General features: G+C 71.3%; 21 protein-coding genes. 12 read left to right on the top strand and 9 right to left on the bottom strand.

The genetic code is table 11. The features are described from left to right. Nucleotides 1-12: 12 nt before the first annotated feature. Nucleotides 13-669, bottom strand: coding sequence for an NADPH-dependent F420 reductase (locus ACQCSX_RS09060; RefSeq protein WP_427018659.1), 657 nt, complete (start codon nt 667-669; stop codon nt 13-15). 110 nt (nt 670-779) lie between these two features. Between ACQCSX_RS09060 and ACQCSX_RS09055 the strand changes: the two genes are divergently transcribed. Together ACQCSX_RS09055 and ACQCSX_RS09050 are read left to right on the top strand one after the other, a co-directional pair. Further along, complete coding sequence (locus tag ACQCSX_RS09055) at nt 780-1,205, top strand: chorismate mutase (protein WP_427018658.1); 426 nt, start codon at nt 780-782, stop codon at nt 1,203-1,205. Further along, on the top strand, nt 1,205-2,248 hold the full coding sequence (locus ACQCSX_RS09050) for a hypothetical protein (protein ID WP_427018657.1): 1,044 nt from the start codon (nt 1,205-1,207) through the stop codon (nt 2,246-2,248). The genes ACQCSX_RS09055 and ACQCSX_RS09050 overlap by 1 nt, the downstream gene beginning before the upstream one ends. A gap of 76 nt (nt 2,249-2,324) precedes the next feature. On the opposite strand, the gene ACQCSX_RS09045 is transcribed toward ACQCSX_RS09050, so the two are convergent. Genes ACQCSX_RS09045 through ACQCSX_RS09025 form a run of 5 tightly spaced genes read right to left on the bottom strand, consistent with a single transcriptional unit; the run spans nt 2,325 to nt 7,934 of the window. Beyond that, entirely contained in the window at nt 2,325-3,617 is a 1,293-nt protein-coding gene (locus ACQCSX_RS09045) for a DUF58 domain-containing protein (protein ID WP_427018656.1), read from the bottom strand. 3 nt (nt 3,618-3,620) lie between these two features. Then, entirely contained in the window at nt 3,621-4,634 is a 1,014-nt protein-coding gene (locus tag ACQCSX_RS09040) for an AAA family ATPase (RefSeq protein WP_427018655.1), read from the bottom strand. Next, nucleotides 4,631-5,926 (bottom strand): DUF4350 domain-containing protein, encoded by a 1,296-nt coding sequence (locus ACQCSX_RS09035; RefSeq protein ID WP_427018654.1) that lies wholly within the window; start codon nt 5,924-5,926, stop codon nt 4,631-4,633. The genes ACQCSX_RS09040 and ACQCSX_RS09035 overlap by 4 nt, the downstream gene beginning before the upstream one ends. Then, the gene (locus ACQCSX_RS09030; protein ID WP_427018653.1) at nt 5,923-6,624 is read right to left on the bottom strand and encodes a DUF4129 domain-containing protein; all 702 of its coding nucleotides are present in this window, start codon (nt 6,622-6,624) and stop codon (nt 5,923-5,925) included. Before ACQCSX_RS09030 ends, ACQCSX_RS09035 begins: the two co-directional genes overlap by 4 nt. Next, on the bottom strand, nt 6,624-7,934 hold the full coding sequence (locus ACQCSX_RS09025; protein ID WP_427018652.1) for a hypothetical protein: 1,311 nt from the start codon (nt 7,932-7,934) through the stop codon (nt 6,624-6,626). Before ACQCSX_RS09025 ends, ACQCSX_RS09030 begins: the two co-directional genes overlap by 1 nt. Nucleotides 7,935-8,134: 200 nt before the next feature. Here ACQCSX_RS09025 and mtrA point away from each other — a divergent pair, with 200 nt between their 5' ends. From mtrA to secA, 7 genes are all read left to right on the top strand, one after another. Next, nucleotides 8,135-8,809, top strand: coding sequence for an MtrAB system response regulator MtrA (gene mtrA, locus ACQCSX_RS09020; protein WP_427018651.1), 675 nt, complete (start codon nt 8,135-8,137; stop codon nt 8,807-8,809). Continuing rightward, nucleotides 8,781-10,628: an MtrAB system histidine kinase MtrB gene (mtrB, locus tag ACQCSX_RS09015; protein WP_427018650.1), complete on the top strand. Its 1,848-nt coding sequence runs from the start codon at nt 8,781-8,783 to the stop codon at nt 10,626-10,628. Before mtrA ends, mtrB begins: the two co-directional genes overlap by 29 nt. Further along, the gene (locus ACQCSX_RS09010; RefSeq protein ID WP_427018649.1) at nt 10,625-12,406 is read left to right on the top strand and encodes an LpqB family beta-propeller domain-containing protein; all 1,782 of its coding nucleotides are present in this window, start codon (nt 10,625-10,627) and stop codon (nt 12,404-12,406) included. Before mtrB ends, ACQCSX_RS09010 begins: the two co-directional genes overlap by 4 nt. 134 nt (nt 12,407-12,540) lie before the next feature. Beyond that, nucleotides 12,541-13,407: a ComF family protein gene (locus ACQCSX_RS09005; protein WP_427018648.1), complete on the top strand. Its 867-nt coding sequence runs from the start codon at nt 12,541-12,543 to the stop codon at nt 13,405-13,407. A 130-nt stretch (nt 13,408-13,537) separates the two neighbouring features. Continuing rightward, on the top strand, nt 13,538-14,260 hold the full coding sequence (hpf, locus tag ACQCSX_RS09000; protein WP_427018647.1) for a ribosome hibernation-promoting factor, HPF/YfiA family: 723 nt from the start codon (nt 13,538-13,540) through the stop codon (nt 14,258-14,260). Between the two features lie 19 nt (nt 14,261-14,279). Continuing rightward, the gene (locus ACQCSX_RS08995; RefSeq protein WP_427018646.1) at nt 14,280-15,521 is read left to right on the top strand and encodes a winged helix-turn-helix domain-containing protein; all 1,242 of its coding nucleotides are present in this window, start codon (nt 14,280-14,282) and stop codon (nt 15,519-15,521) included. Between the two features lie 103 nt (nt 15,522-15,624). Beyond that, nucleotides 15,625-18,405, top strand: coding sequence for a preprotein translocase subunit SecA (gene secA, locus ACQCSX_RS08990; protein ID WP_427018645.1), 2,781 nt, complete (start codon nt 15,625-15,627; stop codon nt 18,403-18,405). Nucleotides 18,406-18,480: 75 nt separating this feature from the next. On the opposite strand, the gene ACQCSX_RS08985 is transcribed toward secA, so the two are convergent. Further along, nucleotides 18,481-19,047, bottom strand: a complete 567-nt coding sequence (locus ACQCSX_RS08985; protein ID WP_427018644.1) for an Rv3235 family protein — start codon at nt 19,045-19,047, stop codon at nt 18,481-18,483. 46 nt (nt 19,048-19,093) lie between these two features. Beyond that, complete coding sequence (locus ACQCSX_RS08980) at nt 19,094-19,954, bottom strand: LysM peptidoglycan-binding domain-containing protein (RefSeq protein ID WP_427018643.1); 861 nt, start codon at nt 19,952-19,954, stop codon at nt 19,094-19,096. 51 nt (nt 19,955-20,005) lie between these two features. On the opposite strand from ACQCSX_RS08980, the gene ACQCSX_RS08975 reads away from it, so the two are divergent. After that, entirely contained in the window at nt 20,006-20,674 is a 669-nt protein-coding gene (locus ACQCSX_RS08975; protein WP_427018642.1) for a hypothetical protein, read from the top strand. A 34-nt stretch (nt 20,675-20,708) separates the two neighbouring features. Here ACQCSX_RS08975 and ACQCSX_RS08970 read toward each other — a convergent pair whose 3' ends face one another. Next, nucleotides 20,709-20,942 (bottom strand): helix-turn-helix domain-containing protein, encoded by a 234-nt coding sequence (locus ACQCSX_RS08970; RefSeq protein ID WP_427018641.1) that lies wholly within the window; start codon nt 20,940-20,942, stop codon nt 20,709-20,711. 198 nt (nt 20,943-21,140) lie between these two features. On the opposite strand from ACQCSX_RS08970, the gene ACQCSX_RS08965 reads away from it, so the two are divergent. Next, the gene (locus ACQCSX_RS08965) at nt 21,141-21,782 is read left to right on the top strand and encodes a hypothetical protein (protein WP_427018640.1); all 642 of its coding nucleotides are present in this window, start codon (nt 21,141-21,143) and stop codon (nt 21,780-21,782) included. Beyond that, nucleotides 21,779-23,131, top strand: coding sequence for an AAA family ATPase (locus ACQCSX_RS08960; protein ID WP_427018639.1), 1,353 nt, complete (start codon nt 21,779-21,781; stop codon nt 23,129-23,131). Before ACQCSX_RS08965 ends, ACQCSX_RS08960 begins: the two co-directional genes overlap by 4 nt. Nucleotides 23,132-23,153 lie beyond the last annotated feature (22 nt).

Here is a 23,153-nt window from a genome sequence, read left to right as displayed (position 1 = left end):
TAAATGGGATCGTCAGCCGGTGACCACGCGGATGTTGAACATCGCCGATTTCGTGGCGCCCATCAGGCGCAGCCAGAGCGGCAGGTACATCTCCATTCCGCGCGCCGACTCCAGCGCACCCAGGTCCCGGATGTGCCCGTCCGCCCAGCCGAGCTGGGACAGCAGCGCGCGCACGGCGGCCTTGGCGACGTCGTCGTTCCCGGCCAGGAACACATCGTGCTCCCCGCCGGCCAGGGCCTGCGGGGCAACCATCACCGGCGCGGCCACCGTGTTCAGCGACTTGACCACCCGGGCCTCGGGGAAGGCGCGCTGGATCGATTCGGCCACGGAATCGGTGTTCAGCACCGAGAGCGACGGCGGAAAACCGGCCGAGAAGTCCAACGGATTGGACACGTCCAGCAAGACCTTGCCCGCCAGGTTCTCCCGCCCGGCGGCCTCCAGCGCCAGCAGCGACACCGTGCCGGGAGTGGCGTTCACAACGAGCTCCGCCCACGCTGCGGCACCGGCAAAGTTGTCGGCGCGGGCACTCCCTCCGGTGGCTTCGGCCCACGCCGCGGCGCTCTCATTGGTGGCATCCCGGGAGCCCATGGCCACCTCGTGTCCCGCCGCGGCAAACGCCGTGCCCAGGGTCCGCCCGACAGGTCCCGTGCCCAACACTGCAATTTTCATTCCGTGCTCCTTTGCTTGGCGGCTTCCCTTCACTACAGCCCCGGCCCCCGGCAGTGTCAATGGGTGGATGCGTTTGCCGCCCCCCGCGGCCAACCGCCTAAACTGATGCCATGACTGAACCCACCACCAGCCACCTGCCCGATGACGATTTCGACCCCGCCGCCAGCTCCCTGGCCGGCCAGATCGATCCCGCCGTTATGGCCGAGTTGCTGTCGGTGCGCTCGAGCATCGACAACATCGACGCCACGCTGGTCTACCTGCTGGCGGAGCGCTTCAAGGCCACCCAGCGCGTGGGCGTGTTGAAGGCCAAGCACCAGCTGCCGGCGGGGGACCCGGGCCGCGAGGCCGCCCAGATCGGCCGGCTGCGCGCCCTGGCCGAGTCGGCCAACCTGGACCCCGCCTTCGCGGAGAAGTTCCTGAATTTCATCATCAGCGAGGTCATCCGCCACCACCAGGCCATCTCGGAGAGCCACAGCGCCGCGCAGAATGGCCAAACCCAGGGCGGCCAGCCGCACGGCGGCGGCGTCCGGGCCTAGTGGGCAGCGTTGAGCGGGTCCGCCCGCAGCAGGTGACGGCCACGGCCCTGGGCACTTGGCCGGGGACCGACGCCGTCGAGGCGGCCCGGATCACCCGCGGCGAGCTGGGCGACCCGCACCTGCCCTATCTGGTGCAGCTGCCGGACCGCGGCGTGGGCTCCGACGACGTCGGACGCACGGCCGCGCTGCTGGTGGAACTTCCCGTGGACGTCCAGCCCTTCGGCTGGCGGCTGGTGGACCGCCCCGGCGCCGACCACCGCCGTGCCGTCTCGGCGCTGTCCTCGGACATCAACGTGTTGGCCGATGTGGCAGGGGCCGAGGAGCGCCGCGGCCCCGCCATCAAGGTCCAGTTGTGCGGTCCCTGGACCATGGCCGCGGCCATCCATCTGCACTACGGCGAACGCGCGCTGCTGGACTACGGTGCCCGCCGGGACCTGGGCGAGTCGCTGGCCGCCGGGCTGGGCGCCCACCTGGCCCGGATCGCCACCGCTGTGCCCGGGGCCGCCATCACCGTCCAGATCGACGAGCCGGAGATCGCCCGTGTCCTGGCCGGCGCCATCCCCACCTCCAGCGGCTACCGCACGCTGCGGGCCATCGACGGCAGCGAGGTTGCTTCAGCGTGGGAACACACGGTCCGCGCGGCCCGGGAAGGGGGGGCGGCCGAGGTGGTCTTTGCCCTGCCCGCCGCCGGCAAGCCCGTGGAGCTCGCTTTGCGGGCCCAGGCCGACGGCCTCGCGCTGCCGCTGCGCGGGCTGGGCACCTCCGACTGGGAGCAGCTGGCCGATGCCATCGAGGGCGGCAAGGGCCTGTGGGCCGGCGTCGTCCCCGTGGACGATCCCGCGGCGGCACCGCCGCAGGTCTCGCGCCTGGTGGAGTCCGTGATGCGCCCCTGGCGCGGGCTGGGCCTGGCCGCCACGGACCTGGCCGCGCTGCGCGTCACCCCGGCCGGCGGTCTGGCCGGGTACACGCCCGGCACCGCCCGTGCCGTCCTCACCACCCTGACCGGCACCGCCCGCGCCCTCAACGACGTCATGGCCGACTGATCCCCAGTTGCTCCCAAACCTCGCGCCGCTCGCTTCGGGGCCCTCGCGGCCGTGGGCCCCGGTCAACCACCGGGCGCTACAACCGTCCGGCGGCCTTGAGCCGGATGTAGGCGTCGGCCAGCTTCGGCGGGAGCTCGTGCGGATCGGCATCCACCACCTCGGCACCCAGCTGCTTCAGGGCGGCGGCGACGGCGGCCCGCTCCAGCAGGGCGTGTTCGGCCGCGGCCGCCCGGTAGGCGTCCACCGCCGTCGTCCGCTCCTTGCGCATCCGCTCCAGCGCGGGGTCGCGCACGGAGGCCACCACCACGACATGGCTGGCCGCCAGCTGCGCCACCAGCGGGACCAGGCCCTCCTCGGCGGCACCGGCATCCAGTGACGTCAGCAGCACCACCAGGGACCGGTGTGCGGATACGGCACGGACCTGCCCGGGTACGCCCGGATAGTCCAGCTCAATGAGCTGCGGCTCAAGCGGCGCCATGCAATGGACCAGCTGGGCCAGCAGATTGCCCTTGGCGGCCGAGCTGGCGCGGGCCCGCACCCGGCGGTCGAACGCCACAAAGTCCACGCGGTCCCCGCCGCGCTCGGCGAGCGCGGCCAGCAGCAGGGCCGCCTCGATGCCGGTGTCCAGCCGGGGCTCGTCCTCGATCCGGGCCGCGGACGTCCGGGAGGTGTCCAGCACGATGACCACGCGCCTGTCGCGTTCGGGCCGCCAGGTCCGCACCACCACATCGCGGCGCCGGGCCGTGGCCCGCCAATCGATCGAGCGCACGTCGTCGCCCTGGACATAGTCGCGCAGCGAGTCGAACTCGGTCCCGGCCCCGCGGATCTGGACGGCGGCCTTGCCGTCCAGCTCGCGCAATTGGCGCAGCTTGCCGGGCAGATGCCGCCGGGAATTGAACGGCGGCAGCACCCGCAGCGTGCCCGGCGCGGCGATGGTCAGCTGGAGGGCGGCCAGGCCGAGCGGGCCGTAGGAACGTACCGTGGCGTGCGGGGTGGACAGGTCGCCGCGCCGGGTGGGCCGCAGCGCCACGGCCAGCCGGCGCCGCTCGCCGCCGGGAATGGTGGTGCGCTGGCGCGGGTTGCGCGGCCCCGCGGAGGGCTGCCAGCCGTCGCGCACCAGCGCGCGCAGCGTCCGCGTGGAGGTGTTGGCCAGCAGCAGTTCGGCGCTGGTGTCCTGCCCCAGCCTGACGCTGCCGGGCACGGTGCGGCGCAGTTCGACGGCGCGCGGCGGGGCGGCCAGCGCCAGGTCCAGCACGCAGGCCAGCGCCAGGACGCCCACCCAGAGAAGCACGGTCCCCGGCGAGGGGAACAGGATGATCGGCACGAGCCCCGCCAGGGCCAGCAGGACAAACCGCCCGGTGATCGCCATCCGTCAGCGCGGGACGGGCACGGTGGCCAGGATGGCGGAGAGGACATCGTCCACCTGGACGCCATCCATCTGCGCCTCCGGGCGCAGGCCCACCCGGTGCCGCAGCGCCGGCAGCGTGAGGGCCTTGACGTCGTCGGGGGTGACGAAACTGCGGCCGGACAGCCACGCCCAGGCTCGCGAGGTGTTCAACAACGCCGTGGACCCGCGCGGGGACACACCCAGCTGGAACGACGGCGCGGCGCGGGTGGCGCGGACCAGGTCCACGATGTAGGCCATCACGTCCGGGGCGATGGCCACGGCGGCGACGGCGGCACGGGCCTGGGCCAGCTCCGCGGCGCCGGCCACCGGGTGCACGCCCGCGGCCGCCAGATCACGCGGGTCGAAGCCCAGCGCATGGCGGCGGACCACCTCGATCTCGTCGTCGCGCCCGGGCAGCGGCATGGTCAGTTTCAGCAGGAAACGGTCCAGCTGGGCCTCGGGCAGCGGGTAGGTGCCCTCGTATTCCACCGGATTCTGGGTGGCGGCCACCAGGAACGGTGCCGGCAGCGGCCGGGAGACCCCGTCCACCGACACCTGGTGCTCCTCCATGGCCTCCAGCAGCGAGGCCTGCGTCTTCGGCGGGGTTCGGTTGATCTCGTCCGCCAGCAGGATGTTGGTGAAGACCGGGCCCTCGCGGAAACGGAATTCGGCGCTGTGGGCATCGTAGATGAGCGAACCCGTGACATCGCCGGGCATCAGGTCGGGGGTGAACTGGATCCGCTTGGTGTCCAGGCTCAGGGCCGTGGACAGGGTGCGCACCAGCAGCGTCTTGGCGACGCCGGGCACACCTTCCAGCAGCACATGGCCGCGGGCCAGCAGGGCAATCAGCATGCCCGTGACGGTGGAATCCTGGCCCACCACCGCCTTGGCCACCTCCGCCCGCACGGCCAGCAGGGCCGTCCTCGCAGGGTCGATGGCGCCCGGGCCGGCGGCGGGAGTTTCCGGGGCTGCGGTGGCCTGGGGATACTGTCCATTCATGGGCCGGTGACCTCTTTCTCTAGTGCGTCAAGTTCCGCGGCCCAGGCCAGCAGGGCCTTTTCGGTGCCGGGGCGGGCTGAAAGGATGTCCTGCACGCGGGCCGCGGGCAGGGTGCTTCGGTCGGCGGCCGCGGCCGCCACGGCGGTGCGGCCGGCGCCGGGGTCCAGGCGCAGATGCCTGGCCAGCCGCACCAGGGTCCCGGCACGCAGCTTGTCGGCGGCGGTCGCCACGGCGCCGGCCTGTTGGTAGAGCCGGGCGCGCCCGGCGACCGTTTCGGAAGCCTTCACCAGCACGGGCAGCGGCTCCGCCACCAGGGGGCCGTCCCGGCGCCCGCGCCAGAGCATGGCCAACACGCCCACCATCATCAGCCAGCTGGCCGCCGGGGCCACCCACCCGGGCGTGAGCTCGGACAGGCTGGCCGGAGAGTCCGACGCCGGGACGTCCGCCAGCGACGGCGTGTACCAGACCAGCGTGTTGTGTGCGCCGAGCGTGCGCAGCACCAGGGCGGCGTTTCCGGCCTCCGCGGCGGAGGCGTTGCTGAGGACCGCGGGGGCACCGAGCACGGTGGTGCGGCCGTCGGCGGTGGCGGCCAGCAGCCCGGCGGGGGAGCCGGCGGTGCCGGCCGCCGGGTCAGGGAAGCAGACCACGGGCCCGCGGTACAGCACCCGGCCCAGGCCGCCGTCGGCGGGGGCGTTGATCCGCTCCGCGGCGACGGCGTTGGGCGCGGCGCAGCCGGCGTCGACGGTGCCCTCAGACAGGGCCGGTGTGCCGGCCAGCGTGATCTCGGACGTCAGGGCCTTCAGCGCCAGCGGCCCGGGGGACACGGCCACCACGGCGGCCGCGGCGCGCGGCAGCTCCCGCACACCCGTGGGCGGGAGCAGGTTGCCGGGGTCGTAGAGGAGCACCGTGCTGCCGGGGTCGGCCCGCAGCGCCTCCAGCGTGGCCCCGAGCGAATCGGTGGGACGGACGGTGATCCCGTGCCGGCCCAGGACGGAGGCCACGGCCATGGCGCCCTCCGGTGCCGGGTTGTCCACGGCCAGGGCGGCGCGGCTTTGCCCCCGGCCGGCCAGGGCAAAGAGGACGACGGCGATGGTGGCCGCGATGGTGCCGGCCACCAGCCAGAAGCGGTGCACGCGCAGCCAGGAACGCAGCGCCGCGGACCATGGCCGCTGCTCGGCGCGGAACGTGCCGTCCGTGCCCGGGCTGCCGGCCCCGTCCGGGGCGCCATCCGGGGAGTCCGGGGAGTCCGGGGCGCCCGTGCGGCCCCGGCCCGTGGCGGCGGGGGCGCTCACCGCGGCACCGCCAGCGCGGCGGGTCCGCCGTCGTGCACCGAGGGGGACATGGCGGCCACTGACGCATCCAGCTCGGCCAGCCAGCGCCAATCCGCCTCCGCAGCCGGCATGGACCCGTACTGGATCCCGTTGAAGAGCTCGCCGGCGCGGTCCAGTGCAGCCGCGAGCGGCCCGAAGGCCAGGCCCATCCCGGCGGCGGCCTCGTGCGCGGTGCGTCCGGGCGTCTCCTCGATCACCGCACGTTCCTCGCCCTGGCGCACGAGTGCGCGGAATTGTTCGGCCACGGCCGCGGCAAAGTCGCCGCGGTCGGCGGCGGCGGCGGCCAGCCCGCGGTGCGCACGGGCGTCCAGCACGGTGCCGGAGCCGAAGACGGCCGCCACGGCGGCGTTGCGGCGGTTCAACCGCGGACGGGTAAAGAAGATGGCCAGGCCGATCACGGCGGCGGCCAGGGCAACGAGCAGCAGCACGCCCAGGCTGCCGTCCAGCGAATGCAGCGAGTCAAGGAGTCCGGCGAAGAAATCCTGCACGGCGGCCCAGATCTGCTGGGCCAGGCCCGGTTTGGCATCCTGGTACACGCCCTTGGCCAGCTCCTCGGCCAGCTCGCGCCGGGCCTCGTCGGCACCGGGCAGCACCGGGGCATCCAGGGCCGCCGGCCCGGGCCGGGCCAGGGCGCCCACGGCCCACGAGGGCACGGGCATCAGCCCTGCTGGCCCGGGCCGGGGATGCTTCCCGCTCCGGCGCCGCGGCCCGACGCGCCCGGGATGCCGGGGGCGTACGGGGCGCTCTCCATCTGGCGCATCAGCACCACGTCAAAGCCCTCCTTGCGCATGCGCAGATCCACATAGATCAGCGACATCACGCCGGAGCTGAAGGCCAGCGTCACGGCCCCCACCAGGGTGGAAACGAGCAGCGACACACCCTGGCTGATGGCAAAGGAGGCCATGAAGTCGGCCTCGGTGGGGTTGGGGTTGGCCATGCCGGTGACGAGGCTGGTGACGAGGCTGACGGGGGTGGCGATGACCCCGCCGATGGCCCCGGCGATCAGGGCCGCCACAAAGTAGGTGCCGAAGGTGCGCCACCACGAGGAGGTGGTCAGCCGCCAGGACCGGGCGACGGCGGCGAGGACGCCCAGGTCCTCCACGATGATGGCCGCCGGTGCCAGCATGACCTTGGTGCCGGCCCAGATGGTGGCGGCCGCGGCGGTGAGGGCCAGCAGGACCGCGGCCACGATGCCGCCCGGGCCCAGCCAGAGAACCAGGAGCACCGCCACCGCCACCACCACGGCCGTCGCCAGCACCGAGGCCGCCATGTAGAGCAGTGCGGCCAGCAGCAGCGTGCCGATGCGCGGCCGGGCCAGGGCGAGCATCTCCTTGAAGCCCGTGTGGCGGTTCAGGATGGCACGCAGCACGGGTACCACCAGCACACCCTGGAGCGTGGTCTGGGCCAGCACCTGGAGCATGGCGGCCACGGCAATGCTGCTGCCGTAGGCCAGAACCAGGGGGCCGAGCTCGTCGGAGGGCAGGGTGCCGGCGATCACGGCGGTGAAGTTGCTGCCGGAGAAGAAGAGGACCAGCACGACGGCGTTGAGCAGCGAGGCTGCCGCCTGCACCAGCAGCGCGGAGCCGAACATGGCCTTGCCATTGCGCCGTGCGGCCTGGAACGCGCCGTCAAGCACCTCGCCGAGGCTGAGCGGGCGCAGTGGGATGACGCCTGGCTTGGGCGGGGCCAGGTAGCCACCGCCGGCGGCCCAGCCGTTCTGCGGGTAGCCCGGCTGTGGGGGCGCATGCTGCCCCCACTGCGGCTGGGGCGGCTGCCCCCACGGCTGTTGCGGGGGAGCGTACTGTCCCCACTGCGAGGCCTGGCCCCAGGCCGGTGCGGGAGCCGGCTGCGCGGGCGCTGGTGCGCCGGGCGGCGGAAGGGGCTGCGGTGGAACGGGCTGGGCGGGCACAGGCCGGACCGGCCGGCCGTCCTCGGGCCCGGCGTGGTTGGACCCTGGTTCCTGCGTCATGCGTTCTCCCCAAACTGTGTGCCGGCCAGCGATGCCACAGCGGCGCGTCCTGCGGCATGGTCCGTGTGCGGCTATCGTTGATTCTGAAATCACCCTAGCCGCTCGTGGCTGGCGCATGCAGGAACGCGTCCGTCGAACATGGCGTGCGCTGGGGTGGACCGGATACGGACATTGCTGTGGGGATGGGCGAACATATACATATGAAGGCACGCATTTTGGTCGTCGACGACGACGAAGCTCTGGCGGAGATGATCGGCATTGTCTTGCGCAATGACGGTTTTGACCCGGTTTTCTGCCCCGACGGCGCGGCGGCGCTGGAGATCTTCCGCCAGAGCAAGCCCGACCTGGTGCTGCTGGACCTGATGCTGCCCGGTCTGGACGGCATCGAGGTCTGCCGGCTGATCCGTGCCGAATCGGATACGCCCATCGTCATGCTGACAGCCAAGTCGGACACCTCCGATGTGGTCCGCGGCCTGGAGTCCGGTGCCGACGACTATGTGGCCAAGCCCTTCAAGCCCGCCGAGCTGGTGGCACGCGTGCGTGCACGGCTGCGCCCGGGCGATACCAAGGCCCCCGAGACCCTCAGCATCGCCGACGTCACCATCGACGTCGCCGGCCACTCCGTGCGCCGCGCCGGCGAGCGGATTTCCCTGACGCCGCTGGAATTTGACCTGCTGGTGGCCCTGGCCCGCAAACCGTGGCAGGTGTTCACCCGCGAGCTTTTGCTGGAGCAGGTCTGGGGCTACCGGCACGCGGCCGACACGCGCCTGGTGAACGTCCACGTCCAGCGGCTGCGCTCCAAGATCGAACGAGACCCCGAGGCTCCGGAAGTGGTGTTGACAGTACGTGGAGTTGGCTACAAAGCAGGGACGTAGGCCGTCCCTGGCGTCGTTGCGCACGGCGGCGGTGGCCGCCGGGGCATGGATCCTCTGCTGGGCTGGCCGCGCGGCCCTGACGTTGCGGCGGCGCTGGCGCACCTCGCTGCAGTTCCGCACCGTGCTGGTGACGCTGGTGATCGCCTTCATCGCCGTCGTCGGCGTTGGCGCCATCCTGGCCAACCAGATCGCCAACGGGCTCTTCCAGGAGCGCCTGCAGCAGGCCAAGCAGGAGTCCGCGCGCGGCGTCACCCAGGTCCAGGCGAGCTTTGACAATGCCGACCTGTCCGATCTGCCGAGCGTGTCCACATACGTCCGCGACACGCTCAAGCTGCTCGAGGTGGGCGGGGCGGACGACACCCGCAAGTACCTGATGGTGAAGATCCCCGGCCAGACCAACTCGCTGGCCGTCACGTCGTCGGACTCCGGCGGCGTGACCACGGTGATCATTCCCGACGAGCTGCGCAAGACGGTGCAGACCCACGCGAGCGGCCAGTTCTGGCAGTCCATTCCGCTGCCCACCGGTCCCTCGGCCACGCACCCGGCCATCGCCATGGGCAGCCAGGTCAATCTGCTGGGCACCAACTACGAGCTGTACCTGATCTATGACCTGAACACGGCCCAGACCACGCTGAACTACATCCAATCCGTGATGTGGCTGGTGGGAGCCATGCTGCTGATGCTCATCGGCGCCATGGTCTGGTACGTGACCCGCAATGTGGTGGCCCCCGTGCGCCAGGCGGCCGAGGTCTCCGAAAAGCTGGCCGAGGGCGAGCTGCAGGAGCGGCTGGCCGTCACGGGCGAGGACGAGATGGCCCGGCTGGCCATCTCCTTCAACCGGATGGCCACCTCCCTGCAGGAGCAGATCACCGCGCTGGGGACGCTCTCGCAGATGCAGCAGCGCTTTGTCTCGGATGTCTCGCACGAGCTGCGCACCCCGCTGACCACCGTGCGGATGGCCGCCGAGGTGCTCTTTGATGCGCGCGAGTCCTTCGATCCCATCAACAAGCGCTCCGCCGAGCTGCTCTACCACCAGGTGGAGCGGTTCCAATCGCTGCTGGCGGACCTGCTGGAGATCTCCCGGTTCGACGCCGGTGCTGCCGTCCTGGACGTGGAATCGGCGGAGATGTTCTCCATCTTGCACAACGTCATCGAAGGCGCCACGCCGGTGGCCGAGGCCACCGGGTCCGAGCTCAGCGTGGTCTCCGGGATCCCCGGCGGCTGCGTGCTGGACGTGGACCCGCGGCGGATCGATCGGATCCTGCGCAATCTGGTCATGAACGCGCTCGAACACGGCGAGGGCCGCCCGGTGCAGGTGTTTGTCGCGGCGGACCGGCACGCCGTCTCGGTGGCCGTGCGCGACCACGGGATTGGCATGTCCGCCGCCGATGTCAGCCGGGTGTTCGACAGGTTCTGGCGCGCCGACCCCGCCCGCGCCCGGACCACCGGCGGCAGCGGCCTGGGCCTGTCCATTGCCATGGAGGACACCCGGCTGCACGGCGGCTGGCTGGAGGCCTGGGGCCGGGAGGGCGAGGGCTCCTGCTTCCGGCTCACCCTGCCGCGCCACAGCGGGACGGTGCTGGAGCATTCGCCCATGCATCTTCCGCCCGACGGCGACGGGTCCACTGCCGGCGCGGTCTCGCTGCACCATGGCCCCGTCACCACGGCCACCGGCTCCATCGGCGTCGTCGGCGCCCTGGGCGCCGGTGCCGTCACCACGGCCACCGGCTCCATCGCCATCGTCCGGGCACTGGAGGCAGCGGAGCCGCCGGCCGGCCCGGACCGCCCCGACGCCCCGGCGAAGGAGGCCACGCAGTGAGTGGCACGGCCCGCACGCCGAGGCGCGCACCACACCCCGCGCCGGACCGTGCCCCCAGCCGGGCACGGCGCCGGGCCGCCGCGGTCCTGCGCGCCGTGGCCATTGCCGCCGCCGTGCTGCTGGCCGCGGGCTGCGCCGTCATCCCCACCAACGGGCCCGTGGGCCAGAGCGATCCCCTCCCGGTGCGCAACAACCCCGTGAACATCGATTTCCAGCAGGTGGCCCCGGTGGCGGGAGCCAGCCCCGAATCCATCATCGAGGGCTTTGTGGCCGCAGGCACCGGCGTCAGCGATGACTTCCAGGTCGCCCGGCAGTATCTGGCCCCGCCCCTGGCCGGGACGTGGAAGGCGGACACCCGCACGCTGGTCTACAACGACGGCTTCAAGGTGGCCAAGGCCAGCGCCGCGGGGGACTACACCGTGGACTTCTCCGTGGCCTCAGTGGTGGATTCCTCGGGCATCCTGACCCCCTCCACCCCCGGCGCCGTGGAGACGGTGAAATTCACCCTGGCCCAGGTGGACGGCCAGTGGCGGATCAGCGGCGTTCCGGACGGCATCATGCTCCAGGCCGCCAACTTCTCCACGCTCTACAGCCCCTACACGCTCTACTTCTACGACCCCACCTTCACCTATGGGGTGCCGGATGTGCGCTGGCTGGCCGGCCGCGCCGCCACCACCGCAACGGCCATTGTGCGGGCGGTGCTGGCCGGCCCGGCACCCTACCTGCGGGGTGCGGTGGCCAGTGCCTTCCCGGACGGCATCCGCCTGGTACGCGATTCCGTGCCGGTGAACAACGGCGTGGCGCAGATCGATCTCACCGCCGACCCTTTGCTCTCGGCCTCGGTCCAGTCGCGCCAGCAGATGCAGGCCCAGCTGCTGGTCACCTTGCAGCGAAACCTGAACACTGTCACCTCCGTGACCCTGCGGGCGGACACCCGGGACATCGATCTGGGGCCTTCCGGCGGCCAGCCCGCGCTGGTCATCAACAACCCCGTGCCCACCGCCCAGGTGGCCGTGGCCAAGGGGGAGCTGGTCTCGTACGACGGCGGCCGGGTCGCGCCCATCGACGGGCTGGCGCCGCTGGCCAAGTACGTGCCGGTGTTCCCGGCCGTTTCGTACGGCCAGCGCTCGTTTGCGTTCCTCTCCGGGGACCGCAGCCAGGTCTATGCCGCAGCTCCGGGCCAGACGGAATACGTCGGCGCCACGGGGGCAGCGCTGACGCCGCCGTCGTTCTCGCCGCTGGATTGGGTCTGGACGGCCTCCGGGGACGGCAGCGGCTACGTCCAGGCCTTCAAGCCGGGGGAGGAGAGCGGCGGCGCGCATGTTGCGCCGGTGCTCCTGCGGGTCCAATGGCTGGTGGGCCGCACAGTCACGGCCCTGCGGATCTCGCGCGACGGCAGCCGTGCCCTGGTGGTTTCGGAGCTCAATGGCATCAGCAGCGTCCAGATCGCCGGCATCCTGCGCACCGGGGAGGTGCCCAAGGAGCTGGCGGCACCCATCACGCTGCCCAGCACCGTCAATCCATCCCTGGGCGTCTGGGTCAGCGAGACCTCGGTGGCGGTGGCGCGGCCGTCGGCCACCGGACCGGTCCCGCTGGAAGTGTTGTCGCTGAAGTCCGATCCCACGCTGCTGACCCCACTGGACGGCGTCCAGTGGATCAGCGCCGGCTCCGGGGTCTTGGAGATCACCGCGCAGACCCTGGCCGAGGTCTACGTCCGCGTCGGCAATACGTGGGGCATGCAGTCCAGCGACGTCGTCGACGCCTCCTTCTCCGGCTGAGTCCTGCCCGGCGGGGTCCTGTCCGGCGGGGTCCAGTCCCGCGGGGTCCTGCACAGCCGCGCTGGCGCCGCCGCCGGCGCACCCATTCCCGGCAGGTGCTTGAGGCGCCCGCCGCCGGGCGCCACGCTGGGTTGGTGGAACGGGACGGGCCGGGATCAACGACGGCGGCGCACGGCGCAGTGCCGCGGCCGCGGTGGCTGCGCGCTTGGCAGTGGTGCGCGGCCGCCTGGCGCGAGGCCCTGGTGCTGGTGTTCCCCTGCGAGTGCCTCGTCTGCGGGCTGGAGGACACGGCCCTGTGCCCGGAGTGTTCGCGCGGATTGCGGGCCATCACGGCCCACCCCTTCGATGCCGCGGCCGGTGCGCCGGCCCTGGTGGATGTCTCCGGCACGGTGCTGCTGCCCGCCGTCGCCGCCGGCGTCTACCGCGGCCCGCTGGCGCAGGCCATCCTGGCCTTCAAGAACCATGGCCGCACCGGGCTCGGACCGGTGCTGGCGGCCTGCCTGGGACGCGCGGTCGGCGCCGTGTTGGAGGGCACTGGCGGCCGGGAGCTCGCCGAGGGTTTCCTGCTGGTTCCGGTGCCCACCTCCGGCGCCGGTTTCAGGCGCCGCGGCTACGATCCGGTGGCCGAGCTTCTGCGGATCCTGCGCTGGCGCCGGGCGCTGCCGGCCGGCGTGCGGGTGGCCGCCGCGTTGTCGCTGCGGGCCAAGCCGCCGTGGCGGCGGCACAGCCAAAAGGGTCTGGGGCGGGCGGCGCGCCGGCGCAACATCCGCCACAGCATGCGCGTGCGCCGGCCCGCCCGTGTCGTGGGCCGGCGTGTCGTGGTGGTCGACGACGTGCTCACCACCGGTGCCACGGTGGCCGAGGCGGCGCGGGCGTTGCGCGCCGCGGGGGCAGTGGTGGAAGGGGTGGTGGTGCTGGCCGCGGCCCGCCCGCCGGCTCCCGGAATATCCCCACAGAACTCCCAGCAAACGCGCAGAAAAAATAAAATGACGAAAAGATGAATATCCTCAGCGGGTGAACTAACGTGGGTGAACGGGTACCTCATAGAGGTCAACCACCCGTCGACGGTCAGGCAAACGCTTGGTTTTTCGTTGCCGGCCGTCGTGTCACCTGAGTCATCTGGAGGGCACCATGGAGTTCATGATCAGCGGTCGCAATGTGACTGTTTCGGACCGATTCCGCGAGTACGCCGGAGAGAAAATGTCCAAGGTCGAGCAGCTCGGAGACAAGGTCCAGCGCATCGATGCGAAGGTCTCACGCCAGCCCAACTCCCGCGCCACCGACACCCAGCTCACCGTGGAACTGACCGTTTCCGGCCGTGGCCCCGTGATCCGTGCCGAGGCCACCGCCCCGGACAAGTTCGCCGCCTTCGACGTGGCCTACGCGAAGCTGCTGGAGCGGCTCCGCCGGGCGAAGGACCGCAAGAAGGTCCACCACGGACGGCACACGCCACAAGCAGTGAGTACCGCCACCGGCGCGCTCACGCCGGTCAGCAGTTCCGCCCCCATCTATGAGCAGCCGCTCGGGGAAGGGGCCGGGGATTCCTCGACCGAGCGTTCGCCCTACGAGATCGAGAACGACATTCCGGCAGGGGATTCACCGGTGCTGATCCGCCGCAAGGTCTTCCCCGCCGCGTCCCTCTCGCTGGACGACGCCGTGGACAACATGGAACTGGTGGGGCACGATTTCTACCTCTTCCTCGATGAGGCCACCGGTGTTCCCTCCGTGGTCTACCGCCGCCGCGGCTGGACCTACGGCGTGATCACCCTGGACGCCGAATGCAAGGACCTGGAGTCGGCCCCCGCCGAGCAGATCCTGGCCTACCGTTCCCCGGACGAGCCGGCCAAAGTCTAAATAAAGAACAGGAGGCTGCATGGGCGCCGCGTTGAGCCTTTCCCAGGCCCGCCGGATCGCCCTGGCAGCGCAGGGACTAGCCAAGGTGCGGCCCGCCGGACCCGTGAATGCACGGGCGGTGGGCCGCACCTTTGAGCGCCTGCAGCTGGTCCAGATCGATTCCGTCAATGTCCTGGCCCGCAGCCACTACCTGCCGTTCTTCTCCCGGCTGGGCAACTACGACCGCAGCATCCTGGAACGGCTCGCCGGCCGGAATCCGCGCAAGATGATGGAGTACTGGGCGCACGAGGCCAGCTTCATCCGGCCCGAGCACTTTGCCGACCTGCGGCTGTGGCAGAACAGGACGTGGGTGGGCGCCGGCGCCATGGACCCATTGCTGCGGGAGCGCCTGGCCGGGCGGATCCTCGAGGTGCTCGGCGGTGGCCGGCCGATGACGGCGCGGCAGGTCACCGAGGCCGTGGGGCATGCGGAAACGGCCAGCAAGGACCAATGGGGCTGGAACTGGAATGCCGTCAAGCGCGTGCTCGAGGACCTCTTTGAAAGTGGTGCCATTTCCTCGGCCTCGCGGACCGACCAGTTTGAACGCCGCTACACGCCCACCGACCGGGTGCTGCCGCCGGCGCTGCGTGCCGCGGACGTGCGCGCGGACGACGGCGTGGACGACGGCGTCGGGGACAGGGACGCCGCCATGGTCCGGCTCATCGAGGCCTCCGCCCGTGCCCACGGGATCGGCACCGTGCTCTGCCTGGCCGACTACTTCCGGCTGCCCGTCCGGCCGGCGGCCGCCGCGGTGGACCAGCTGGTGGCAGAGGGCGTCCTGGCGGCCGTCGAGGTGCGCGGCTGGGATGGTCCGCAGTACCTGCACCTAGGGGCCGCTGTGCCGCGCAAGGCCGCGGGCCGGGCCCTGCTGAGCCCCTTCGATTCGATGGTCTTTGAACGCCGCCGGCTGGAACGCCTGTTCGGCTTCCACTACAGGATCGAGATCTACACGCCGGAGGCCAAGCGGCGCTTTGGCTACTATGTACTGCCCTTCCTGCTGGGCGAGGACATGGTGGCCCGGGTGGACCTGAAGGCGGACAGGTCCGTGGGCCTGCTGCGGGTGCGGGGAGCCTACGCGGAGCCGCATGCACCGGCGCACACGGCGGAGGAATTGGCGGCCGAACTGGCCGAAATGGCGTGCTGGCTGGGGCTGGAGGGCGTCGTCGTCGAACCCCGCGGAGACTTTGCCCCGGCGCTGGCCCGGGCGGCCGCCGCCCACTGATCCGGGCACCCGACACAACGCCTAACCCGGCGGCGGCGCCACCCGTCTTCTCACGTAGACTGAAGACGCCAGTAAAGGCAACCACAGATTGGGAGCTAGATCCGTGCCATCACTTCTTGAACGAGTCCTCCGTACCGGTGACCGCAAGACCTTGAAGCGTCTTAACGTCTACGCCGATGCCATCGATTCGCTGGAGGAGAGCTTCAAGACCTTCACGGATGCCGATCTGAAGGCCGAAACCGACAGGCTCAAGGACCGCCACGCCGATGGCGAGACCCTGGATTCCCTGCTGCCGGAGGCCTTCGCGGCCGTCCGCGAGGCCTCCGCCCGCACGCTGGGCATGCGCCACTTCCGCGTCCAGCTCATGGGCGGCGCCGCGCTGCACCTGGGCAACATCGCCGAAATGAAGACAGGTGAAGGAAAGACCCTCGTGGCCACCGCCCCGGCCTACCTGAACGCCCTCACCGGCGGCGGCGTGCACGTGGTCACGGTCAACGACTACCTGGCCGAATACCAGTCGGACCTGATGGGGCGCGTCTACCGCTTCCTGGGCCTGACCAGCGGCTGCATCCTCTCCAACCAGGATCCGGCCGTGCGCCGCGAGCAGTACGCCGCCGACATCACCTACGGCACCAACAATGAATTCGGCTTCGACTACCTGCGCGACAACATGGCATGGAGCCAGGACGAGCTCGTCCAGCGCGGCCACCACTTCGCCATCGTCGATGAGGTCGACTCCATCCTTATCGACGAGGCCCGCACCCCGCTGATCATCTCCGGCCCCGCCTCCGGCGATGCCAACCGCTGGTATGGCGAATTCGCCAAGGTGGTCCAGCGCCTGGACACCGACACCGACTACGAGGTCGACGAGAAGAAGCGCACCGTCGGCGTGCTGGAGCCCGGCATCGAAAAGGTCGAGGACTACCTTGGCATCACCAACCTCTACGAATCGGCCAACACCCCGCTGATCGGCTTCCTGAACAACGCCATCAAGGCCAAGGAGCTCTTCAAGCGCGACAAGGACTACGTCATCCTCGATGGCGAGGTCCTCATCGTCGATGAGCACACCGGCCGCATCCTGGCCGGCCGCCGCTACAACGAGGGCATGCACCAGGCCATCGAGGCCAAGGAAGGGGTTGAGATCAAGGCCGAGAACCAGACGCTGGCCACCGTGACCTTGCAGAACTACTTCCGCCTCTACAACAAGCTTTCCGGCATGACCGGCACCGCCGAGACCGAGGCCGCCGAGTTCATGGGCACCTACTCCCTGGGCGTGGTGCCGATCCCGACGAACAAGCCGATGCAGCGCGTGGACCAGTCCGACCTTGTGTACAAGAACGAGATCGTCAAGTTCGACGCCGTCGTGGAGGACATTGCCAAGCGCCACGCGACCGGCCAGCCCGTCCTGGTGGGCACCACCAGCGTGGAGAAGTCCGAGTACCTCTCCAAGCAGCTGGCGAAAAAGGGCATCAAGCACGAGGTCCTGAACGCCAAGAACCACGCCCGCGAGGCTGCCATCGTGGCCCAGGCCGGCCGCCGCGGCTCCGTCACTGTGGCCACCAACATGGCCGGCCGGGGCACCGACATCATGCTCGGCGGCAACGCCGAGTTCAACGCCGTCGCCGCCCTGGCCGCCCGCGGCCTGGACCCGGAGGACACCCCCGAGGAGTACGAGGCCGCCTGGGCCGAGGCCTTCGAGTCCGCCAAGGCAGCCGTGAAGGAAGAGCACGAAGCCGTGCTGGAGGCCGGCGGCCTGTACGTGCTGGGGACCGAGCGCCACGAGTCCCGCCGCATCGACAACCAGCTCCGCGGCCGCTCCGGCCGCCAGGGCGACCCCGGCGAGTCCCGGTTCTACCTGTCGCTGACCGATGACCTGATGCGCCTGTTCAACTCCGGCGCCGCCGAGCGCCTGATGTCCCGATCGGTGATGCCTGACGACGTCGCGCTGGAATCCAAGCTGGTCTCCAAGGCCATCGCCTCCGCCCAGGGCCAGGTGGAGGGCCGCAACGCCGAACAGCGCAAGAACGTGCTCAAGTACGACGACGTCCTCAACCGCCAGCGCGAGGCCATCTACAGCGACCGCCGCCACATCCTCGAGGGCGATGACCTGCACGAGAAGGTGCAGTTCTTCCTCGAAGACACCATCAACGAGACCATCGACGCCGCCACGGCCGAGGGCCACGCCGAGGACTGGGACTACAAGGTGCTCTGGGCCAACCTGGGCACCCTCTTCCCCGTCTCCGTCACCCCGGAGGACATCGCCGAGGAAGCCGGCGGCATGGGCCGCATCACGCCCGAGCTGCTCAAGACCGAGCTGCTCTCCGACGCCCGGCTGGCCTACCAGGCCCGCGAGGAGACCTTGGGGTCCGAGACCATGCGCGAGCTCGAACGCCGCGTAGTGCTCTCCGTCGTCGGACGCAAGTGGCAGGAACACCTCTACGAGATGGACTACCTCAAGGAGGGCATCGGCCTGCGCGCCATGGCCCAGCGCGATCCCCTGGTGGAGTACCAGCGCGAGGGCTTTGAGCTCTTCCAGTCGATGATGGGTGCCATCCGCGAGGAGAGCATCGGTTTCCTGTACAACCTCGACGTCCAGGTGGAGCAGGCCCCGGCCGCCGCCGTCGGCGTCGTGGCCGAACAGCCCGCCGCGCTGCTGGCCCGCGTGGCCGGTTCCGGCGATGCCGAGCCCGAGAGCCACGAGGCCGTGCACTTTACGGCTCCCGGTCTGGAAGCGCCCGAGAAGCCGGCACAGCTGCAGTTCACCGCCCCCGATGCTTCCGGCGTGGCCGAGACGCATGTGGAACGCCGCAGCTCCTCCGACGGCCTGCCGCCGTCGGCCCGCCGCACCAACAACGCCGGCAAGGGCAAGAAGAAGCGCCGCTAGCCGCACGGCAGCGGGCCCCGCCACCCGGCGGGGTCCGCTGCGTTTAAGGCTCCGCCGGGTGGCGGGGCTGAGCACCTAGCCAATCTGCAGGGCCGTGACCTTCCACGCGCCCTTGGACTGCTCCAGCCGCATGGCCACCGCCCGCGCCCGCTGGTGCTCGGCCACCACCAGCGCGGATTCGTATACGCCCGGCGCCACGGGGCAACAGTGGACGCTGCGGACCAGCGGGTTGTGGTGCAGCGCCGTCACGTTGCCATGCTGGGATGCCGCCTGGTCGGCGGCTTGCTGGGCGGCACGGACCAGGGTGGCCCGCACCAGCAGGGCATCGAAGGAACGGGCGTCCAGCCAGCGGGCCAGCTGCGCGATGGGCCGCGTGCCGGCCAACACCTCCACGGCGGCCTGGCCAATCTTCTTCGCCATCTCCCGCACCAGCGCGGCCTCCGCACGCGCCGGCTCCAGCAGCACCGCCGCTGCGTGCGGGCCGGGCGGGTTTGCGCCGGTGCGTCCGCCGGTGTCCGCGGGGCGGATCCGTGCGGGCAGAGGCACTACGGGAGCCAGCCCCTCCGACTCCGCCAACGGGATGGGGGCCGGGCGGCAGCGGATGGGCGTGGGGGCGGCTGCGGGTGCAAGGCTGGCATTCATCTCAATCTCCTCGGGTGGGTATGGAACGGACGGATGGCGTTCGGATCTAGAGCGGGGCGGTGAGCACCTGCCCCGGCAGGATCACGTTGGGGTCCGCACCAATGGCGGCGCGGTTTGCCTGGTGCCACCGAGGCCAGGCCAGGGCGATGTCCAGATCGGTGGCCGATGGCCCCAGTGCACGGGCGGCGATGCTCCACAGGGTGTCCCCGGCGACCACCACCACGGTGGCCGGCCCCGGGTCCGGGCGCGTGGGGGCCGGCGCCAGTGCACCGGGGGAGACCACTGGCTGCCGCGGCAGCCAGGGCGCAGCCGGCGCAGCGGTGGCAGGTGTTCCGGGAGCGGCGCCGGGCGCAGTGGTGGGCGCAGTGGTGGGCGTCGCCGGTGCAGCGGCTGCCGGACCGGACGGCTGCGCGGCGCCGGGCGCCGTGGAAGGAGCCGCCGTTGTGGCCCGCCACAGTGGATCGATGGGTCCGCCGGGTCCAGGCTGCGGGGTCCAGGCAAGCTGCACCACTGTGGTGCTCCCCGGCACCGGCCCGGCCACCCGTGGGGATTCTGCGGCCTGCGCCAATGGTGCCCCGAGCAGGCCCGCGCCGATCACCGCAGCGGCCAGCCGGCGCATGAACGCCGGCGACAGCCGCTCCGTTGCCCCCGCGAGCCGGTGGAAGCCCCGCCGGGCCAACAGCGCGGACAGTGCGGCGAACACCATTGAGGCGGCCCACCACAGCAGGGCCGCGGTGCCGGCGGCGGCCGCCAGCAGCCCCAGCGCATCCTCAAGCCCTAACGACTGGTGCATCCCCTGGCGTACGGACCAGCGCTGCACCAACAGCGCACCGGATCCGGCCACGGCACAGCCGAGCACCAGCAGCGTGGCTGCCATGGCCGCATCCGCCCGAGTCTGGGATTCCATCTCCGTTCTCCTCTCCGAAAGTCATTTGATGCACTTTGACATCGTTTGTCGATGTTTGACGGCATTGAAGTGATTTTGAACCAGTTCGACCCGATTGTCCATAGCTCCGCCGCAACCGGACGCCTTGACCGGCCTCCGGCACGGCCCTACTGTGTGCCCATGCGGTGGGATGCGCTGTTCGGGGACATGGAAAGCCAGCTGGCTGCGGAGGCAGCCCGCGACCTTGAGGCCGAGGTGGGTGAGCTGGTGCGGGCGGAAATGGCCTCCGCCACGCTGGCGGACCTCTTCCGTGGCGCGGTGGGGGAGGAGGCGTCCTTGATGCTGCGCTCGGGGATGCGGGTCCAGGGGCGCGTGGCAGCGGCCGCGGAGGAATGGCTGCTGCTGGCCACCGGCCCGCGCTCCGTCCTGGTCCCCGCGCGGGCAGTGGCCGCCATGGCGGGAGGCGGCCGGCGGATCGCCAGTCCCGCGGGGGCTGTGAAGCGAACCCTGGCATCGGTGCTGCGGGAACTGGCGCGCAACCGGGCCGTGGCCATGGTGCTGCTGGATTCACCGGGCGGGGACACCCTGACCGGGGTGCTGGACGCCGTGGGTGCGGACTTCCTGGTGCTCGCCCGGCTGGCCGACGGACCGGGGCGCCGGCACGGCAACTACGCCGGCCACACCACCGTGGCGCTGGCTGCGGTGCTGAGCATCAGCTCGGAGGCGGATCCGCCGGCCTGAGGCGCGGGGGACCCGCTCGTGCGCCAGGGTGGTGCTACAGGTGGGCGTCGTCGCTGGATCCGGCATGCGCCGGGGAGTCGAGCATCTGCGCGGCGGCCGCATAGCGGCGCGCAATGAACTCCTCGAATTTGGTTTCCTCCACCCGCCACTGCCCGCGGCCGCCGATCTGGATGGCTTCAAGCTCCCGGCTGCGGACCAGCGCATAGCAGGCCGCGGCGGAGATCTGCAGCTGCTCGGCAACATCGGCAAGGGTCAGGAAACGAGGCATGGCCCCATTCTCCCACCGTTGGCCCCCTTTGGCCGCGTTATGCACAGGAGCCACCTGCACCGCGCCGTGGCGTGGCAGCTTGTCCACAATTTGCGCCGGATTCAGCGCCGGCCCTTTCCAAATCCACCGGGTGTGTCTAAGACTGGGAGCGGCGCGGCCCACGAAGCAGGCCGCACGGAGCAGATTCTCGGGGGTCCCATGAGCCTTGGTGCAAGCACTCCGGCCGCACGGCTGAAGAAACCCTCGTGGAAGGATCCGCGGCTGCTGGTGGGGCTGCTTCTGGTGCTGGCCTCCATCGCCTCCGTCGCGGCGGTCGTGGGCAATGCGGACCAAACCACCGAGGTGTACGCCGCCCGCGAGACCCTGGCCGTCGGCCAACCGGTCACCGGGGACGCCGTGGTGAAGGTCAGGGTCCGGCTGGGCGATCTCGAGCCAACCTACTTCACCGCAGCCCAGGCGCTGCCGGAGCACCAGGTGGCCGTGCGGATGGTGGGCAAGGGCGAACTGGTGGCCCGCTCCAGCCTCGGGCGGGTGGATGCCCTGGACCGCAAGCCCGCGGGGTTGAACATCGAGGACGCTCTGCCCAAGGAGGTGGTGGTGGGCAGCCGGGTGGACGTCTGGGTCTCCCTGCCCGACGCCAAGAACGGCTACGCGGAGCCGCAGCTGCTGCTGCCCGGGGCGGAGGTCGCGGCGCTGGCGCCCGGGTCGACGGCGCTCGGGGCGACCAAGGCCACCGCGCTCCATGTGCTGGTCTCCGATGCCCAAATGCCCAAATTGCTCGGTGCCCTGGCCAACAAGGCCAAGGTGGCCGTGGTGTGGAACCCGGCGGGCGGGAAGTGAGCAGCATCCCTGTCGTGGCCGTGGGCGCCGGCGCGGCAGAGCTTGTCGACGGGCTGGAGCGGCTGCACGGTCCCGTCACGGTGGTGCGCCGCTGCGCGGAGCTGTCCGACCTTCTGGCGGCATGCCAGAGCGGGCTGGCGCGGGCAGCTGTGGTGGCCGCCGGCACCACCGGGCTGACGGCCACGCTCGTGGACCGGCTGGCCGCCGTCGGCGTCGCCGTGCTGGCCCTGGCCGAGGACCCTGCGGAAGTGGCGCGGCTGCAGGGGATCGGGGCGGAGGTGGCGGCCCCGAGCATTGCGGCCGATGCGCTGGCGGCCCGAATCTGCGCCGTGGCGGGTGCAGGCGTGCGGGCCAGTGCAGGCGGCTTCTCACTGGCGGGGTCCGCCGCCGGATGGACCGCCCGCCCCGCTGTGCGCCTGGCGGCCGACGGCGTTGCCGCCGCGCAGCCAGGCCTGGGCGCGGGAAACCCGGGCCGAGGGGGGCCCGGTGACGGCTCGCGCGTCCTCGCCGTCTGGGGCCCCACGGGTGCCCCGGGGCGCACCACGATTGCAGTGAACCTGGCCGCCGAACTGGCCGCCGAGGGCAAGAGCGTGGTTCTGGTGGATGCCGACAGCTACGGCGCCAGCGTGGCCGCCGTGCTGGGGCTGCTGGATGAATCCGCCTCGCTGGCACACGCCTGCCGACTGGCCGACGCCGGCTCGCTGGGTGCCGCGGCGTTGGCGAAGGTGGCGGCGCCTGTGGTGTTTGGCGGCGGCACCATGCGCGTGCTGACGGGGTTGACCCGGGCCGAGCGCTGGCCGGAGCTGCGCGCGGCGGCCATGGAACGGGTGCTGGCCCGCTGCCGCGAGGTGGCGGAGGTAGCGGTGGTGGACTGCGGATTCTCGCTCGAGAACGATGAGGAACTCAGCTACGACACCGTTGCCCCGCGGCGCAATGCGGCAACTCTAGCGGTGCTGGCCGCCGCGGACACCGTCTATGCCGTGGGGGCCGCCGACGCGGTCGGCATGCCGCGGCTGATCCGGGGGCTGGGCGAGCTGTCCGACGCCAACCCCGCGGCCGAGATCAGCGTGCTGTTGAACAAGGTCCGCCGGAGCGCCGCGGGCCGCGGCGCGGAGCGGGCCCTGGCCCAGGCGTGGGAGCGGTTTGGCCCCCAGCTCCAGGTGTCGCACTTCCTGCCCTGGGATGCCGAGTCCACGGACAAGGCCCTGCTCGCGGGCCGGTTGTTGATGGAGGTTGCCCCCGAATCGGCGCTGCGCAAATCGATCAGGGCCATTGTTTGTGCACCCGTCCAGCGTGGACGCAAATCTGCTGTGGCAAAGACCACAGCAGGCCCCGGAAATAAGGGCTAGGCTCGGTGATGGGACCGCAATG

This window comes from Pseudarthrobacter sp. P1 (assembly GCF_050156935.1).
Classification (GTDB): Bacteria; Actinomycetota; Actinomycetes; order Actinomycetales; family Micrococcaceae; genus Specibacter.
This window is presented reverse-complemented; position numbering and strand designations above follow the sequence as displayed.

Bases quoted from the DNA above. Each gene is read 5' to 3' on its own strand.
- ACQCSX_RS09060 (WP_427018659.1), bottom strand. From the start codon at position 669: ATGAAAATTGCAGTGTTGGGCACGGGACCTGTCGGGCGGACCCTGGGC.
- ACQCSX_RS09055 (WP_427018658.1), top strand. From the start codon at position 780: ATGACTGAACCCACCACCAGCCACCTGCCCGATGACGATTTCGACCCC.
- ACQCSX_RS09045 (WP_427018656.1), bottom strand. From the start codon at position 3,617: ATGGCGATCACCGGGCGGTTTGTCCTGCTGGCCCTGGCGGGGCTCGTG.
- ACQCSX_RS09040 (WP_427018655.1), bottom strand. From the start codon at position 4,634: ATGAATGGACAGTATCCCCAGGCCACCGCAGCCCCGGAAACTCCCGCC.
- ACQCSX_RS09030 (WP_427018653.1), bottom strand. From the start codon at position 6,624: ATGCCCGTGCCCTCGTGGGCCGTGGGCGCCCTGGCCCGGCCCGGGCCG.
- ACQCSX_RS09025 (WP_427018652.1), bottom strand. From the start codon at position 7,934: ATGACGCAGGAACCAGGGTCCAACCACGCCGGGCCCGAGGACGGCCGG.
- mtrA (WP_427018651.1), top strand. From the start codon at position 8,135: ATGAAGGCACGCATTTTGGTCGTCGACGACGACGAAGCTCTGGCGGAG.
- hpf (WP_427018647.1), top strand. From the start codon at position 13,538: ATGGAGTTCATGATCAGCGGTCGCAATGTGACTGTTTCGGACCGATTC.
- ACQCSX_RS08995 (WP_427018646.1), top strand. From the start codon at position 14,280: ATGGGCGCCGCGTTGAGCCTTTCCCAGGCCCGCCGGATCGCCCTGGCA.
- ACQCSX_RS08985 (WP_427018644.1), bottom strand. From the start codon at position 19,047: ATGAATGCCAGCCTTGCACCCGCAGCCGCCCCCACGCCCATCCGCTGC.
- ACQCSX_RS08980 (WP_427018643.1), bottom strand. From the start codon at position 19,954: ATGGAATCCCAGACTCGGGCGGATGCGGCCATGGCAGCCACGCTGCTG.
- ACQCSX_RS08975 (WP_427018642.1), top strand. From the start codon at position 20,006: ATGTTTGACGGCATTGAAGTGATTTTGAACCAGTTCGACCCGATTGTC.
- ACQCSX_RS08970 (WP_427018641.1), bottom strand. From the start codon at position 20,942: ATGCCTCGTTTCCTGACCCTTGCCGATGTTGCCGAGCAGCTGCAGATC.
- ACQCSX_RS08965 (WP_427018640.1), top strand. From the start codon at position 21,141: ATGAGCCTTGGTGCAAGCACTCCGGCCGCACGGCTGAAGAAACCCTCG.